Source organism: Candidatus Bathyarchaeota archaeon, assembly GCA_026014725.1.
In the GTDB taxonomy this organism is placed as follows: Archaea; Thermoproteota; Bathyarchaeia; order Bathyarchaeales; family Bathycorpusculaceae; genus Bathycorpusculum.
The window spans coordinates 68,977-83,796 of the sequence record JAOZHV010000029.1 but is presented as its reverse complement, the minus strand read 5'-3'; the positions used below and the strand labels follow the sequence as shown (position 1 = coordinate 83,796).

General features: G+C 43.7%; 17 protein-coding genes. 11 read left to right on the top strand and 6 right to left on the bottom strand.

The genetic code is table 11. The annotated features are described in order from the left end of the window. The first annotated feature begins 100 nt into the window (after positions 1-100). Entirely contained in the window at positions 101-1,006 is a 906-nt protein-coding gene (gene nadA, locus NWE95_06460) for a quinolinate synthase NadA (GenBank protein ID MCW4003537.1), read from the top strand. Here the strand turns inward: nadA and nikR are convergent. Then, positions 1,003-1,410, bottom strand: a complete 408-nt coding sequence (gene nikR / locus NWE95_06455) for a nickel-responsive transcriptional regulator NikR (GenBank protein ID MCW4003536.1) — start codon at positions 1,408-1,410, stop codon at positions 1,003-1,005. The two genes, nadA and nikR, sit on opposite strands and share 4 nt — an antisense overlap. 134 nt (positions 1,411-1,544) lie before the next feature. Between nikR and NWE95_06450 the strand changes: the two genes are divergently transcribed. The 3 genes from NWE95_06450 (at position 1,545) to glnA (ending at position 4,482) form a co-directional block, all read left to right on the top strand. Continuing rightward, a complete protein-coding gene (locus NWE95_06450; protein ID MCW4003535.1) occupies positions 1,545-2,432 on the top strand; it encodes an RsmB/NOP family class I SAM-dependent RNA methyltransferase in 888 nt (295 codons plus the stop codon). After that, positions 2,429-2,902 (top strand): hypothetical protein, encoded by a 474-nt coding sequence (locus tag NWE95_06445; GenBank protein ID MCW4003534.1) that lies wholly within the window; start codon positions 2,429-2,431, stop codon positions 2,900-2,902. Before NWE95_06450 ends, NWE95_06445 begins: the two co-directional genes overlap by 4 nt. Before the next feature lie 215 nt (positions 2,903-3,117). Beyond that, positions 3,118-4,482: a type I glutamate--ammonia ligase gene (gene glnA / locus NWE95_06440; protein ID MCW4003533.1), complete on the top strand. Its 1,365-nt coding sequence runs from the start codon at positions 3,118-3,120 to the stop codon at positions 4,480-4,482. Positions 4,483-4,527: 45 nt separating this feature from the next. Here the strand turns inward: glnA and hisS are convergent, their stop codons facing one another. After that, positions 4,528-5,802, bottom strand: coding sequence for a histidine--tRNA ligase (hisS, locus tag NWE95_06435; protein ID MCW4003532.1), 1,275 nt, complete (start codon positions 5,800-5,802; stop codon positions 4,528-4,530). 182 nt (positions 5,803-5,984) lie between these two features. Here hisS and NWE95_06430 point away from each other — a divergent pair, with 182 nt between their 5' ends. After that, positions 5,985-7,091, top strand: a complete 1,107-nt coding sequence (locus NWE95_06430; GenBank protein MCW4003531.1) for a tryptophan--tRNA ligase — start codon at positions 5,985-5,987, stop codon at positions 7,089-7,091. Positions 7,092-7,102: 11 nt separating this feature from the next. Here NWE95_06430 and NWE95_06425 read toward each other — a convergent pair whose 3' ends face one another. The 3 genes from NWE95_06425 to NWE95_06415 form a co-directional block, all read right to left on the bottom strand. Continuing rightward, positions 7,103-7,663, bottom strand: a complete 561-nt coding sequence (locus NWE95_06425) for a hypothetical protein (protein MCW4003530.1) — start codon at positions 7,661-7,663, stop codon at positions 7,103-7,105. Positions 7,664-7,734: 71 nt separating this feature from the next. Next, the gene (locus NWE95_06420) at positions 7,735-7,965 is read right to left on the bottom strand and encodes a hypothetical protein (protein MCW4003529.1); all 231 of its coding nucleotides are present in this window, start codon (positions 7,963-7,965) and stop codon (positions 7,735-7,737) included. Positions 7,966-8,005: 40 nt separating this feature from the next. Then, a complete protein-coding gene (locus NWE95_06415; GenBank protein ID MCW4003528.1) occupies positions 8,006-8,188 on the bottom strand; it encodes a hypothetical protein in 183 nt (60 codons plus the stop codon). Positions 8,189-8,800: 612 nt separating this feature from the next. On the opposite strand from NWE95_06415, the gene NWE95_06410 reads away from it, so the two are divergent. Beyond that, positions 8,801-9,319: a hypothetical protein gene (locus NWE95_06410; protein ID MCW4003527.1), complete on the top strand. Its 519-nt coding sequence runs from the start codon at positions 8,801-8,803 to the stop codon at positions 9,317-9,319. A gap of 69 nt (positions 9,320-9,388) precedes the next feature. On the opposite strand, the gene NWE95_06405 is transcribed toward NWE95_06410, so the two are convergent. Further along, positions 9,389-10,222: a winged helix-turn-helix transcriptional regulator gene (locus NWE95_06405; GenBank protein ID MCW4003526.1), complete on the bottom strand. Its 834-nt coding sequence runs from the start codon at positions 10,220-10,222 to the stop codon at positions 9,389-9,391. Between the two features lie 80 nt (positions 10,223-10,302). Between NWE95_06405 and NWE95_06400 the strand changes: the two genes are divergently transcribed. From NWE95_06400 to NWE95_06380, 5 genes are all read left to right on the top strand, one after another. Further along, entirely contained in the window at positions 10,303-11,283 is a 981-nt protein-coding gene (locus NWE95_06400; protein MCW4003525.1) for a cobalamin-binding protein, read from the top strand. Between the two features lie 10 nt (positions 11,284-11,293). Continuing rightward, complete coding sequence (locus NWE95_06395; protein MCW4003524.1) at positions 11,294-12,373, top strand: iron chelate uptake ABC transporter family permease subunit; 1,080 nt, start codon at positions 11,294-11,296, stop codon at positions 12,371-12,373. A 9-nt stretch (positions 12,374-12,382) separates the two neighbouring features. After that, positions 12,383-13,738: an ABC transporter ATP-binding protein gene (locus tag NWE95_06390; protein ID MCW4003523.1), complete on the top strand. Its 1,356-nt coding sequence runs from the start codon at positions 12,383-12,385 to the stop codon at positions 13,736-13,738. 98 nt (positions 13,739-13,836) lie between these two features. Then, on the top strand, positions 13,837-14,526 hold the full coding sequence (locus tag NWE95_06385; protein ID MCW4003522.1) for an energy-coupling factor ABC transporter permease: 690 nt from the start codon (positions 13,837-13,839) through the stop codon (positions 14,524-14,526). Beyond that, entirely contained in the window at positions 14,523-14,813 is a 291-nt protein-coding gene (locus tag NWE95_06380; protein MCW4003521.1) for an energy-coupling factor ABC transporter substrate-binding protein, read from the top strand. Before NWE95_06385 ends, NWE95_06380 begins: the two co-directional genes overlap by 4 nt. The last annotated feature ends 7 nt before the right edge of the window (positions 14,814-14,820 follow it).

Below are 14,820 nucleotides of genomic sequence, written 5' to 3'. Positions count from 1 at the left end.
ATCAGGGGGTAATTAAGTTAAAACTTTTGTTTGTTAAGGTAAAAATATATATCTGTTAACTTGTCCGTTAGTTTTAAGCTAATTTAAACTAGGCGAAAACATGGATTTGAAAGAAAAAATCCTAAAGCTCAAGAAAGAAAAGAAAGCAATCATACTTGCTCACAATTATCAGCGTCCAGAAATTCAGGACTTAGCGGATTACATCGGCGACAGCATCGAGTTAAGCCGCAAAGCCGCGGAGGAAAAGGATGCTGAAATGATAGTTTTCTCTGCCGTGGACTTCATGGCTGAATCCGCGGCTATAATGAACCCTGAAAAAAAGGTTCTGTTGCCATGTTTAGGTGCACGTTGCCCCATGGCGCAGATGCTAACTGTTGATGAGATAAAACGTGCTAAAGCGTTCTATCCAGACGCGCCAGTTGTGCTGTATGTAAATACGTTAGCCACCTCAAAAGCATACTGTGATATATGCTGTACCAGTGCTAACGCTGTAGAGGTCATAAAATCGCTTGACGCTGACACAATAATTTTTGGTCCAGACAAAAACCTCGCTGAATATGTCTCGCAACAAACAGGAAAAACCCTCATCCCCATCCCAGAAAACGGTTTCTGCCCAACTCACCTGCTGTTTCAGCCTGAAGATGTTAAAGTCCTCAAAATGCAGCACCCAAACGCAATAGTTATGGTTCATCCAGAATGCAGTTCGGAAATGCGGAAAGTCGCCGACTTTATTGGTAGCACATCAAAAATGTGCCGCTACGCCCAAGAATCTCATGCCAAAGACTTCATCGTCGGCACTGAAGATGGCATCCTGCACCGTTTGCGCAAAGAAAACCCAACTAAAAACTTTTATTTGGCTTACGAAGGCGCCATCTGCCCAAACATGAAGTTGACAACGCTTGATAGGCTTTATGCTTCGCTAAAAGAGGAAAAGCACGTAGTTAAAGTTCCTGAAGCAGTCGCCAAGAAAGCTCGTGCTTCATTGGAGCGTATGTTTCAAGTCTAAACTGAAACAATCATAGGCTTGAGGATTTTTACTCCTCTTCTTGTTGCCAGCTCATCGCTCAATGCGCGTATTTCTGAGCCTTTGCCTTTAACAGCGATGGCTTCTAAACAGTCGCGCTCACTGATATGAATGTGCAAGGTTGATGATATCAGTTTTGAGTGTTGATGTTGGGATTCTGTTAAGTTACTCTCTAATCCTCTCGTATCATGGTCGTAAACCATGAGAATAACGCCTGTTTGTTCTGCATCTGCTTCTTTGAGCCATTTGCGCTCAGAAACATAAAGCCTTACAGCGTCTTGAATGGCTTTTGAGCGGCTTTCATACCCCATTTTGTTGATGATTTCATCGAAGTCTTTGAGAAGTTCAGGTGGGAAAGTTACGCCAACTCGTACAATTTTTGACATACGCTTCACACATGCCCTTAAGATGCATTTCTGCCTAAAAGCTTTTTTATATGGCAAAGTGGGAGAACAACAAAATGGGTTTGTTAACCTAATGTTTGAAAAGTTTTTAACTGTGACTCAGTAATCTTGGGGTGATGTCGGACAAAGAGTTCTTCTTGAGCCGTTATGAACGGTTGGGTTGGAAATTTCGGGACGTATCGTTACGTCAAGCCATCCGAATAAACAACAATAATGCCAAAGGGAAAAATCTCACAGATCGGCTGGCGGACTTAGGCGTAAATACTGAGAAAATCTCTTTCTTACAATCTGGCTATTGGATAAAAAAGTCAAAAGTTTCCGCTGGTGCGACAGCCGAATACCTCTTAGGCTACTATTCCATTCAAGAAGCAGCCGCCCAAATCCCAGCAACACTTTTCACAAGTCTTAAAGGCAAAAAGGTTCTCGATGCAGCCGCGGCACCTGGTGGAAAAACTGTGCAGTTGGCTGATTTGATGGAGAACAGTGGTGTTTTGGTGGCACTGGATGTGGATAAGCGAAGGCTCAACGCATTGTCTAATCATCTGGAGCGCTGCAATGTTAGCAATACTGTGGTTTATTTGTTGGATGCAAGGCAAGCAACGCAGCTAAAATTTAAGTTTAATAGGATTTTATTGGATGTTCCTTGCTCTGGGAACTTTGCTTCAGACAAAGAATGGTTTAAACACAGAACCCTCAAAGATGTTGAGAAAAACGCGCAAGTTCAAAGAGAAATACTCTCTAAGGCCGCAGAGTGCCTAAGTGATGATGGCGAAATTGTTTATTCTACATGTTCTCTTGAGCCAGAAGAAGACGAACTAAACATGGATTGGGCAGTACGCCATCTGGATTTGCAAATACAAGAAATTGATTGTTATGGTCAGAACGGTTTAACCAACATATTTGGCAACCAACTTGACCCTTCAGTGGCGCGGTGCAAAAGAATCTGGCCTGGCGAAACTCAGGGTTTCTTTGTCTGTAAACTAAAAAGAGGTAACAACGCATGAAGGTAAAGGCAATAACAAATTTTGCCGCACAATTCGGCGTAGAAATTACCTTGAATACAGATTTTGTCGTTGAAAAGAACGGGCGATTTTTCTTAGTAAACAAGCATTTAAAACCGTTCACTAGCAGGAATTTCTATTATGCTGGTGTGTACTTGGGTAAAGTTAAGGGCGGCAGGTTCTTTCCAAGCTTTAACCTGCTAAGCATGCTGGCAAAAAAAGATGCCAACCATGTTGTGATTGATGGGAAAGCTACTTGGCTTTTTATCTGCGGCAGAGATGTGTTGGGAAAAAGTATTCTACAGTCTTATGGTTCAAACAGAAAAATTACACATACTCTAGTGCTTAACGAATTTGGCGAATGTTTAGGTTTTGGTCGAATTGTTGGAAAATTGAGCGGTTTATCAACTGAGAATGAACTTTCAGTTAAGAATGTTTCTGATATTGGCGATTTCTTGCGGCGAGAACGCTAAGGCAGGAATTTCTAGTCATTTGGCTAGAAATAAAGAGTTTTTTGCCATTTTTTATCACGCCAAATTAAGCGAGTGCTTAATACAACTTTCCACTCATTTTTAGAAAAAATGAACATTTATCAACAATATTAAAGCGATAAACTTATATATGTTTACTCTTAATGTGGTTACATTAACATCTGACAAGACCATCACCAGAAAAGGAGATTAAAAATATGAAAAATTTCAAAAATGCGGCTTGGAAAGAAAGCGTAACAAAAGTCATCCAAACAGTCCAAGAAAAAGAAATAAAATTTGTAAGACTACAATTCACCGACATAAACGGAATGCTAAAGAACCTAGCGGTAAGTTCAAAGAACCTTGAATCCATGTTTGAAAACGGTCAACCTTTTGACGGCTCATCCATCACTGGCTACCGACCAATCGAAGAATCAGACATGGTGCTCTACCCCGACCCAACAACATTTGCTATTTTGCCATGGCGTCCTGTCGAGAAATCATCTTGCCGGCTAATATGCGACGTTTACACCCCACAGAACAAGCGTTTTGAAGGCGACCCCCGCTACATTCTCGAACGCGCCATAGAAAAAGCTGCCAAAGCTGGCTACACTTACGTTTGTGCACCCGAACTTGAATTCTTCATAGTTAAAGAAAGCGAAAATGGCGGTTTACCAACTCCCATTGACTTAGCAGGATACTTTGATTCCCATCCTGGAGATTTAACTGATGATTTACGCCGAGACATATGTGACATGGCAGAAGCATTCGGTATAGAGATAGAGATTAGTCACCACGAGGTTGCGTTGGGACAGAACGAAATTGACTTCAAGTACGGCGAAGCCTTAGAAACCGCTGACCGCGCGATAACCATGAAAATGTGCGGAAAAGTAGTGGCAGCAAGAAACGGTTATGTTACTACGTACATGCCTAAACCCTTCCAAGGCATCAACGGTAGCGGTATGCACACACACCAAAGCTTATGGAACAGAGACGTAACCAAGAACCTATTCTACGCAGATGACTCCAAGAACGGTTACCTATCAGACCTTGCACGCAACTTCATCGGCGGACAACTAGCTCACGGGCGTAAGATGGCTGCAGTGCTAAACTCGTGGCCAAACAGCTACAAACGCTTAGTCCCAGGTTACGAAGCCCCAGTTTACCTTGCATGGGCACACAAAAACCGCTCACCCCTAATCCGCGTACCGAACTTTGGAGGCAGAAAGAACGCGGCAAGATGTGAAATCCGATGCCCAGACGGCGCTGGAAACCCCTACTTGCAGTTTGCAGTGCTCTTAGCCACAGGTTTAGACGGTATCAAGAACAAAATTGACCCCGGCGAAGCAGTTGAACTAAACGTTTATCACATGAGCTATGAAGAACGCAAGCAAAAAGGCATAGTATCACTTCCAGAATCACTCAAAGAAGCACTTGACGAGTTGGAAACCAGCGATTTGATGCGTGAAACCCTTGGTCCAGTAACGTTCGAGAACTTCCTTAAAGAGAAACGCCACGAATGGGACCTCTACAGAACACAGGTAACTGAGTGGGAAGTCAACCGCTACATCAAACGACTCTAAACACAGAAAAGGAAGCCTTTTTGGCTTACCCAAATTTTTTCTTTTTTAACCCTTAATTTTCTCAACCAAATCCTTGATGGCGACGGTGTTTTGGGTTCGGTTCGCTAGGTCTTTTAGCATGACTGCGTCTTCTTTTAGTTCACGCTCTCCGACGATGACTGCGTAGTTGATTTTCCGTTTGTCTGCATCTTCGAGGGCTTTTGCCATTTTTCTGCCCATGACCTCGAACTCCGCTACGATGCCTGCGTTGCGTAGTTGTTGGGCGATTTTTAGGGCTTGTGCTTTTAGTGCCTCAGTGATTGGGATTACTACGACCTTTTTGCCTGTTTTTTCTTCGAGGACTGTTTTTTGTGTTTGTAGTGCTATGGCGACTCTGTCGATTCCATGTGCACAGCCAACTGCTGGTGTGGGTTCGCCGCCGAAGGTTTCGATTAGCCGGTCGTATCTTCCGCCGCCGCCCAGTGCAATTTCGAGTTCGGGTATGTATACTTCAAAAATCATGCCTGTGTAGTATTCTAAGCCGCGGGCAAACGCGGGTTCCACTGTGATGGTTAGGTTTGCGCTCTCAGTGACGAGCTTGAGCGTTTCGGCGAGGTTGTCTGCTGCTTCTTCAGCCTTTTCATAGCCTGCCACGTAGGTTTTGATTTGTTCTACTGTGTCTTGCCAGTTTTTGCCTTTGATTTGTGTTAAGCCCTCTATCATTTGGCGGGCTTTCTGTGAGTCCAAAAGTTTGAGTGCGGCGTCGGTTTCTTTTTTGTCTAGGCGCTGGAAGACTGCATTTTGCGTCTTGTCGTCGATGCCTTCTTGGGTTAGGATGCCTCGCAGGATGCCGATGTTCCCGATTTTGAAGGCAAACCCCTGCAGACCAAGCGCTGTCATTAGTGTGTTTGTTAGCAGGATGATTTCTGCGTCTGCTTCAGGTTTTGCTGAGCCCATGATTTCGTAGTTTGATTGCCAAAACTCTCTGTACCTGCCCTTCTGCGGTTCATCATAACGGTAAACTGTGCCCACCGAGAACAATCTGAGCGGTTTAGGTTCGTTTCTCAGCGTTGTGGTTACTAGGCGTGCGATAGATGCTGTGAATTCTGGGCGTAGTGCTACTTGGCGTTCGCCTAGGTCTTTGAATATGAACATGCGTTGGCGGATTTCTTCGCCTGATTTGGCGCTGAGCAACTCCAGCGGCTCAACATGCGGAGTGATGACTTCTTTGTAGCCGTAGAGGGTGGCGGTTTTTCTGGCGTTCGCTATGATGTTGGTGAAGATTTGGGCTTCTTGTCCTGTCAGGTCTCGCATTCCGCGGACGGGTTGGAAAGTTGGCATATGTTACCTTGCTCTTTGAGCTTTGCTTTTAAAGTTGTTGTGTTATTCTTTTAAACTCTCGCTCCAAGAAAGCCTCAAACAGCGCGAAAAAACATATATCACCAAACGCAACCTTACACTCTCTAAAAGAGTGCTGGTGAAACCAAACGACAAGCCCCCCAGAAAACAACAACAATAATGAAATGGTCGTTACACCTTGGGAAGTTAAAGGCAAAGTAGACTATGAACGCTTAATCCGAGAGTTCGGCACGCAACCGTTGACGCCGCAGTTGCTTGAGCGCGTGGAGAAGCACACTGATGGGTTGCATTTGCAGTTGGAGCGGCAGATTTTCTTTAGCCACCGCGACCTCGACACTGTTTTGGACCTCTACGATAAGGGCACAAAGTTCGTGCTGTATACTGGTCGTGGTCCTTCAGGTCCTGTGCATATTGGGCATCTTGTCCCGTGGATTTTCACGCTTCACATTCAGCAGAAGTTTAAGACACGTTTGTATTTTCAGATTACTGATGATGAGAAATTTTTGATTGATGATGAGGCTAATTTGGCGGAGACACGGAAGTGGGCTTATGAGAATGCTCTTGACCTCATCGCCGTTGGTTTCAAGCCTGAGGACACTTTCATTATTTATGATACGCAGGACATTGACTTGCTCTACGACATCACATTGGAGGTGGCTAAGCACATAACGTACAGCACTGCCAAGAGCAGTTTTGGCTTCCAAGACAGCACCAACATCGGCTGGATTTTCTGGCCAGCCATACAAGCCGCGCCATGCTTCATACACAAAAAACTCACAGGCGAGAACGTGCCCGCATTGATTCCTGCCGCTATTGACCAAGACCCCTACTGGCGTGTCACGCGAGATGTAGCGCAAAAGCTCGGGTACTATAAGCCAGCTCAGATTCACTGCCGTTTTCTGCCCGGCTTAGGCGCGGGTGGAAAAATGAGCGCCAGCATGCCTGAAACCAGCATCTTCACCATGGATGAGCCTGAGGTTGTGAAGAAGAAAGTTTGGAACGCTTTCACGGGCGGCAAGGGCACAGCGGCGGAACAGCGCAAGACGGGCGGTGACCCCGCGGTCTGCAGTATTTTTCAGTATTACTTCTTCCTCTTTGAGGAGAACAAGTCAAAGCTTTTGGAGCGCGAGCGCAGGTGCAGGGGCGGAGAAATTTTGTGCGGCGAATGCAAAAAAGACATCGCTGAAAAACTCAACCGCTTCCTAGAGGGGCATCGTGAACGCCGTGAAAAAGCCAAAGACGTAATCGAGCAATATCACGTTAAACGCTGAAGGACTTTGTCTTAGCATTTCCAGTAAGCAAAGCTTATGCAGATGAACTCTGGGTTGTTGGAAAAGTTTTCTATCCGGTAGCCCTGTTGAAGAAATTTATCTCTGAGTTGTAAGCCGTGAACTTCGATGACGGCTGGTTGCTCTAAGACAGTGTCGAGGAGGGCTTCTTCGTAGCCTTCGATGTCAACTTTGAGGAATTGGAAGTCGTGGGTTTTGAGGTCGTTTAGTTCGAATTTTTTGCGGATGGGAACTATTTGCGGGTGGTTTTTTGCGTTTTGGCTTAAAAGATTGAAAGCCTGTTCGTCTGGTTCGATGCAGATTACTTTTTTTGCTCCGTGTTCAAGGAAGAATTTTGCTGTTTCGCCTTCTCCTGCTCCTATGTCGAGGACGGTTTTGTCTTTTAAGGGCACTGGCTGATAACGGATATCCCATAAATCTCTCTCGCCTAGTATTAGGCTGATGCGGAAGTCAGAGAACGTCCAAGCTTTAGCTTTTAGTTCTCTTTGGAGGGCTTTTCGGTTAACGTAGTCGGTAACCATTTTTTTGAGGGTTCGGCTGGCTGGTATGTGCATAAGAAACAGTGATGATTGTGTCGATGAGATATTTTAATTATTTGTTTATAGTGTTGGGAATTCTTTTTGTGTTATTTTGACCGCATGCGCTTCTCGACGAGTTCAGTAAGGCGTTTGATGTGGTCTTTTTTATCCTTTTCTAAGTAGTTCCAGAATTCCTCAGCCTCGGCGTCGCCTTGCGAGTCTTTTTTGTAGTTGTTTTTTATGCGCCAAAGACTCTGGTTTTCCTCTAAAAGCTGGGTCATTAAGTCGTAGGTGCTGTTGCTGAGCATGCCTTCTTGGGCTGGTTCTTTGCGTTCCAAAAAAAAATTCACCTCCAAAAAACGTGATAAATATCGTGTGTTACAAAAACGCCTCAAGCATTTTAGTGTTAGTGCTTACGCCAAGACAACCACAAAAGGTTAGGTGAGCTCTTGTAGCGGCAACTAAACCTGTCAAGCCAAGCTTAACAAGCGTCATTGTTGCGCGCCGTCCGCACTCAAGATCCACATCATCCATCTGTGTCTGCGGGGCCAGACTCGTCATCGCCCACCCAACAACAAAACAGCCCCTGCAACCATTAAAATGTTTCAGGTAACTTTCTGGCTTTGGTGAAAACACGGCATTACTGGAGCAACCGCATTTTACTATATTCCCCTGAATGTAATTGTATTATTGTATTCTGTTTTTTATTGCCAAAATTCCTGTTGTGCTTGTTTGGGCGGTCCTTTGGTTTGGTTCTGGGTAATTCTTGTAAACCCAATTCATCGGCAACACGGCGCTACCCCAATTGCGTGGCTCACCAACCTATTTGGCGTCTATTAGTATCCTATTTGGATGCTATTAGAAATTCTATGCAGAAACTATAGAGGGGTAGGTGAAATTACCGCTTTTCAAGCCAAAAGCATGCTGAAAATTCCGCCTTCATATAGGGGGATAGGGTCTACCGCAAAACAGCAAAAACTGCCTTGCAACAAAACGCCAAACCGTCCATAAATAAAAGGCGCTTTAGACCTATGTGAGCCTCCGCGACCTCACAGAACATGATTGAGCGATCCGCTGAGAACATTCTAACTCGCTTGCTTTTTCAATTTTCTTGACACTTGGAAAAGCTTATATTAAATTAGCGCTAAAAAGGAACGCAGAATCGGTGATCCGATGAATAAAAAGACAATATACATCATTGTTGCGGTTTTAGTTGTTGTCATTGTAGTTGCAGGCGCTGCGATTCTTTTAATGAACGGTGGTTTCGGTGGAGAGCCAACTGCGACTCCTACACCTACTCCAACAAGTGTGGTGGGAGCGACAACTTTGCAGTTCACTGTTGAAGAAACTACTAATGGAGCTGTAGTAATCTACGACTATGCAGTCAAGAATGTGAACGCTTCAAACGAAATTATCCGCGTAGACATACCAGCGGGTAATGCCAGTTATATTATTAACCTAGGTGAATCAAAATCCTTCGTAAGCATGGATAATGGTGCCACCTGGTCTGCAAGTGATTTTGCAACTGACTCGAATTTTGCAGTAATTTTCAACGACTACCTAACTAACCTTGTAAACTGGAATGGACACGACGCAACTTACTCATTCACCGCACAAGGCGGTGCTTCAGTTGTCATCTCAGCTATACATGTGAATCCTCCACTCGAAGATTCCATGTTCGCCACGAGTTAAACAACCGCGTTGTTGGTTTATACCAACCTATCCCCTTTTTTATTGACACATAAGAAAACAAAGGCAGTGTTAAGTAATTTGGGCATCTTTTATTTCGTAGATTATGTTGTCTGCGGTTTTCATATTGATCTGGTCTATTTCCTGTATCATGCGGTTAACCATTCTGCCAACAACCAAGACCAAAACGTTCAGGCCTCTTGATGCGGCGATGGCTGCTGAGCGGCTGATTCCAAATTCTATGTTCGCCTTTAGCCCTAACTTGTTTAGAACTGCTCTGCCCACAGCACCCATCACGCCTACTCTGTCGGGGTTGAACTCGTTGTAGAGCGCTTTGATTTTCTCTAGGTCTGTTGCTCTTGAACCACCTTTACGTATGCTAGGCAGTTTAACGATGAGGATTTTTCCTTTTTTTACTTTCACCTTGCCGTGAAGGTCTCTTAAGCCCAAATCGTCACCCGGATTGGCATCGACAAGCGCTATCCCTTTGGCTTCTGCAAGAGGACTCCCCAGTGGCACAGTGTACATGACCCCTTCTTTCATGATTAAACCGATTTCTTGCCCTGCCTTGACGGGTTGAGTGGCAATTGCTGGCCAAGCATGTTCTATTTTTAAGTCATGCTTAAGGTCGTTGATGTAAGCTTCGAGGTTACGCATGTCTTCTCGAAGCTTCGTTACACCTTTGGGTGTTAAGTGGTAATCTGCGCGTTCTGAGCCTGCTTCAAGTAGTCCTTCTCTAGTGAGTTTCTTGAAGTATTTCGAAATGGCTTGAATGGTTATGCCGAGCTTGTCGCTTATGTCTTTTTGTTTGATGTGTGGTTGGTTACGCATTATTTCGAAGAGAATTTGAAATTTGGTGAATTCCCCTTTGTCTTTTAAGAGGAGACTTTGATGTTGCTTAGCCATTCACTCAACCCGATTTAACGTTTATTAAACAAAAGTTAATAAGGCTTAGGTCGGATAAACCATCCTATAAGGTGAATTAAATGAACACAAAACACATACTCTACGCACTAATACTCGTAGTTGTTTTGGTTTCTTCAGTAGCAATTGTCTACATTTACTATTTCAGCCAACAATCAGCCACTCAAGGACCCATAACTATAACAGACGACTTGGGCTATGTAACCACATTGGATACTGTGCCGCAACGCATTGTATCTATGGCACCAGCAAACACTCAATTTATCTTCGCTTTAGGCGTTGGAGACAAAGTTGTCGGTGTAACTCAATATGATGATTACCCCTATGATTTCTCTGCATGGTTTGAAGCAGGCAACATGACTAACATAGGCGGCTTTTCGACACCCAATATTGAAACAATAGTTTCTTTAGAACCTGATTTGATTTTGGCAACAACAATACATGAAGGAAAAATTACACCCAATCTGCGAAGCATGGGCTATAAGGTGATTACAACAAACCCCAACAGCATTAACGACATCTACAAAGACATAACAATGCTTGGAAAAGCCACAGGAGCACAAGATAAAGCAAACGAGCTAATTAACCAAATAAGCAGCCAAATCAGCGATATTCAATCAAAAATCGCAGCCGCAAACATTGCTGACAAACCAACCGTTTACTACGAAGTTTACTTTGACGAGTCAGGAATCATGACTGCAGGTTCTACCTCTTGGATAAACGATGTAATAGCAAAAGCAGGAGGAATCAATATTTTCGCTGACTTAGAAGGCCAATACCCAACTACAAGTTCAGAAGTAATAGTTCAACGCAACCCAAGCGTAATACTGCTACCAACAAACATGGGAACTGGAACACCATCTTATGGCAGTGTAGATGACGTGAAAGCAAGGTCAGGATGGAACACTATTGATGCAATAGTGAACAACAGACTATTTGTTGTTGAACAAGACCTCTTTAATCAGCCAGGTCCGCGAGTTGGTGACCAGGTCCAAGCAGTTGCAGCGTGTCTGTACCCAACACTTATAACTCCTCCAGAGTAAGTAGTGAAAAATGGCACAAACTAATGTCGAAAATACCTATCAGCAGCGTTCAAAGCGGTGGAAAGTAACTCTACTACTGCTTATTGCGGCGCTTGTGATAACAGTCATAGTGGCTTTAGACATTGGTTTTGCACCTATTTCTTTTTCTGAAATTCTCAATATCATCGGCAATCAAATTCCGTTCTTAAACGGAAGCATTGACCCTTCCTCATTTAGCACAGTTAATCAAGCTATTATTATGCAAATTCGCTTTCCAAGAATATTGGCTGGTGCAATCATCGGCGCTGGATTAGCAGCTTCAGGAGTGCTTTATCAAGGAGTTTTCAAAAATCCAATGGCTGACCCCTTTGTGCTAGGCGTTTCTTCTGGTTCAGTATTGGGAGCTGGATTAGCCATCGTTTTCGGTTCAAGTATTATCTTGCTTGGTCTACCTATTGTTCAGATTTCTGCTTTCGTAGGAGGCTTAATCACTATTTTCATCGTCTATAATATTGCAAGAGTTAGTAGCAGAGTTTCAGACATGACCTTGCTACTTTCAGGAATAGCCGTCACCATTTTTCTCTCTGCAATATTTCACATCCTGCAAGTAACAAGCCAAAACGCCAAACTTCACGCTCTTGTTTTTTGGCTGATAGGTGGAATATCAAACATTACTTGGTCAGACATTTTTGCGATTTTCCCATTTATCTTTGTTGGAATAATTTTATCTTACTTTTACAGCAGAGAACTAAACATGATTGCTTTAGGCGAAGACACAGCTCAACACTTAGGCGTGAACACAGCCCGAACCAAAAAAATTATTTTAGCTTTAGGTTCAATGATGACTGCTGCGGCGGTATCGATAAGTGGGCTTATTGGTTTTGTAGGCTTAATGATTCCACACATAACACGACTTGCTGTTGGACCTGACCACAGAATTCTCTTGCCCACGTCAGTAATCATTGGCGCCATCTTCCTTGTAATCTGCGATTCAATAGCCCGAGTTATAACGGGAGCCTCGGAATTACCAGTAGGAGTAATAACTGCTCTTGCAGGCGGGCCATTCTTCATTTTCCTTTTGAGAAGAAAGAGATTAAGCTATAAGATGTAGGCAAAAATCATGGTAACTCTTAACGTAAATGGAATAGATTGCCGTTACGGCTCAATAAAAGTTCTTTCAGACGTAACCCTGCAAGTAAAGCCTGGCGATTTCGTGGGAATTTTAGGTCCCAATGGTTCGGGAAAAACGACATTACTAAAAAGTATAAGTAGAGTGCTAAAGCCTCACGGCGGGTCGATACTACTTGATAAATCCGATATTTATTCTCTAAAACCCGTGGATGTTGCCAAGACAATGGCTGTTGTTCCACAAGAAAGCGCTGTCGGCTTTAACTTCTCCGTTTTGGATGTTGTCTTGATGGGTCGCAACCCTCACATGGGACCATTTCAAATGGAATCCCCCAAAGACGTCCAAATTGCAAGAAAAGCAATGGAACTAACTAACACATGGAACTTAGCTAACAGACCCATACATGAACTGAGCGGCGGAGAACGCCAAAGAGTTATCATTGCCCGCGCATTGGCGCAGGAACCAAAAATCCTGCTCTTAGACGAACCTATGACTCACCTAGACATAATTAATCAACTTGAGGTTATGGACCTCATAAAAAGCCTCTGCGTCAAGGATAACTTGATTGTTATAGCAGTCTTCCACGACCTAAACATGGCAGCACGATACTGTAACACAGCCATCATGCTCAAGAACGGAAAAATTTACGCCTCAGGCAAAATTGGAGATGTTCTCACAACCGAGAACATACGCGAAGTCTTTCAGGTTGATGCGATTGTCAGGGAGAATTTTGTTACCAATTCACTCTATGTCATTCCCATCTCGCCCAAAAAGTCATCAATAGCAACGAAATGCGCTATACACGTAATTTGCGGTGCTGGAACAGGAACACTTGTTATGAAAGCTCTCGTTGATGAAGGCTATGTTGTCACAGCAGGCGTCTTAAACTTGTTAGATTCCGATTATGACACCTGCGAATTGTTAAAAATACCTGCAGTTACTGAAGCGCCCTTTTCTCCGATAACTGATAAAGCTCACGCAGCAAATATAGAAATGATAAAAAATGCAAGCATAGTTGTTATTACTTCTGTTCCGTTTGGTTTAGGCAACCTCAGGAACTTGGAAGCGGCAAGAGAAGCACTCAAACAGGGTATCCCAACATATGTCATTGACGAGGTTCCAATCGAAAGCCGAGACTTTACAGATGGAAAAGCCACGCAACTTATGCTTGAGTTGAAAGCGGAAGGCGCCATTTTCGTTAAGCAACAATCTGACTTGCCATCCTTGCTTAATATTTCAAAAGAAAAAACGCAATTGCCACAAAAGACCCAAACGGCAACAGGTCACTTAAAAACACCCGAAGAAAAACCATTCAAATGTAAACCCGCTAAACAGAAAAAGTCGTAAATTACCTAAATTGCAATTCAACCTAAGCTTAACCTTAGTTAAACGAATATTTATAAGTTAACAGGTTGGATTATCCAGCAAAGGGGTAAAGGAAACAAATGCATATAATGGAAGGCTTTCTGCCGCATCCTTGGTGGGAAATTTGGTTTATAATTGCAATACCTATCGTGGCATATGGAGTTTACCGTTTAACCAAGGTCACTAAAAAAATCCCTGAATCAAAACCTCTGCTTGCCCTCATGGGCGCATTCATATTTGTTCTCTCTGCCTTAAAACTGCCATCTGTAACTGGAAGTTGTTCTCACCCAACTGGCGCAGGCTTATCCGCAGTAATCGTGGGGCCAGGAATAACTTCTGTACTTTCATTAATTGTACTTGTTTTTCAAGCCTTACTTTTAGCACATGGAGGCTTAACTACTCTTGGAGCCAACGTTTTCTCAATGGGTATTGCAGGACCCTTTTTGGCATATGGTATATGGGTAGTTTGTAAGAAAGCAAATCTTCCAAGACCAGTTGGAATATTTCTTGCTGCAACATTAGGCGACCTGTTCACTTATGTCACTACCTCAGTTCAACTGGCTGTAGCGTTTCCAACGGCCGCTGGATTCTTTGATGCTTTCCTGAAATTCGGCAGCATCTTTGCTATCACTCAGATTCCATTGGCGATTGGCGAAGGTATACTGGCAGTTATACTCTTTGACTTCTTAGCTAAGTACAAAGGTCAACTGTTGGCTGCTTTGAAAGTGATAAAGTTACCTGGAACAGGAGCAACGGAGGGCATGCAATGAAAAGCAAATACTACATTGTACTAATAGCCATCGTAGTGGTGCTCTTTGCGGCACCCTTGCTTCTTTTGCCAAACGCAGAGTTTGGTGGAGCGGACGCCGGCGCTGAAGACGCAATTTCTGATACAGGATACGAACCATGGTTTAGCCCCATTTGGGAGCCGCCAAGCGGCGAGATTGAAAGTTTACTGTTTGCTTTGCAAGCAGCCATCGGAGCTGTAATCATCGGCTACTTCGTGGGCTATGAACGGGGAAAACGAGCGAAAAAAGAAATAAAGAGCACTACGTAGTGAGTAG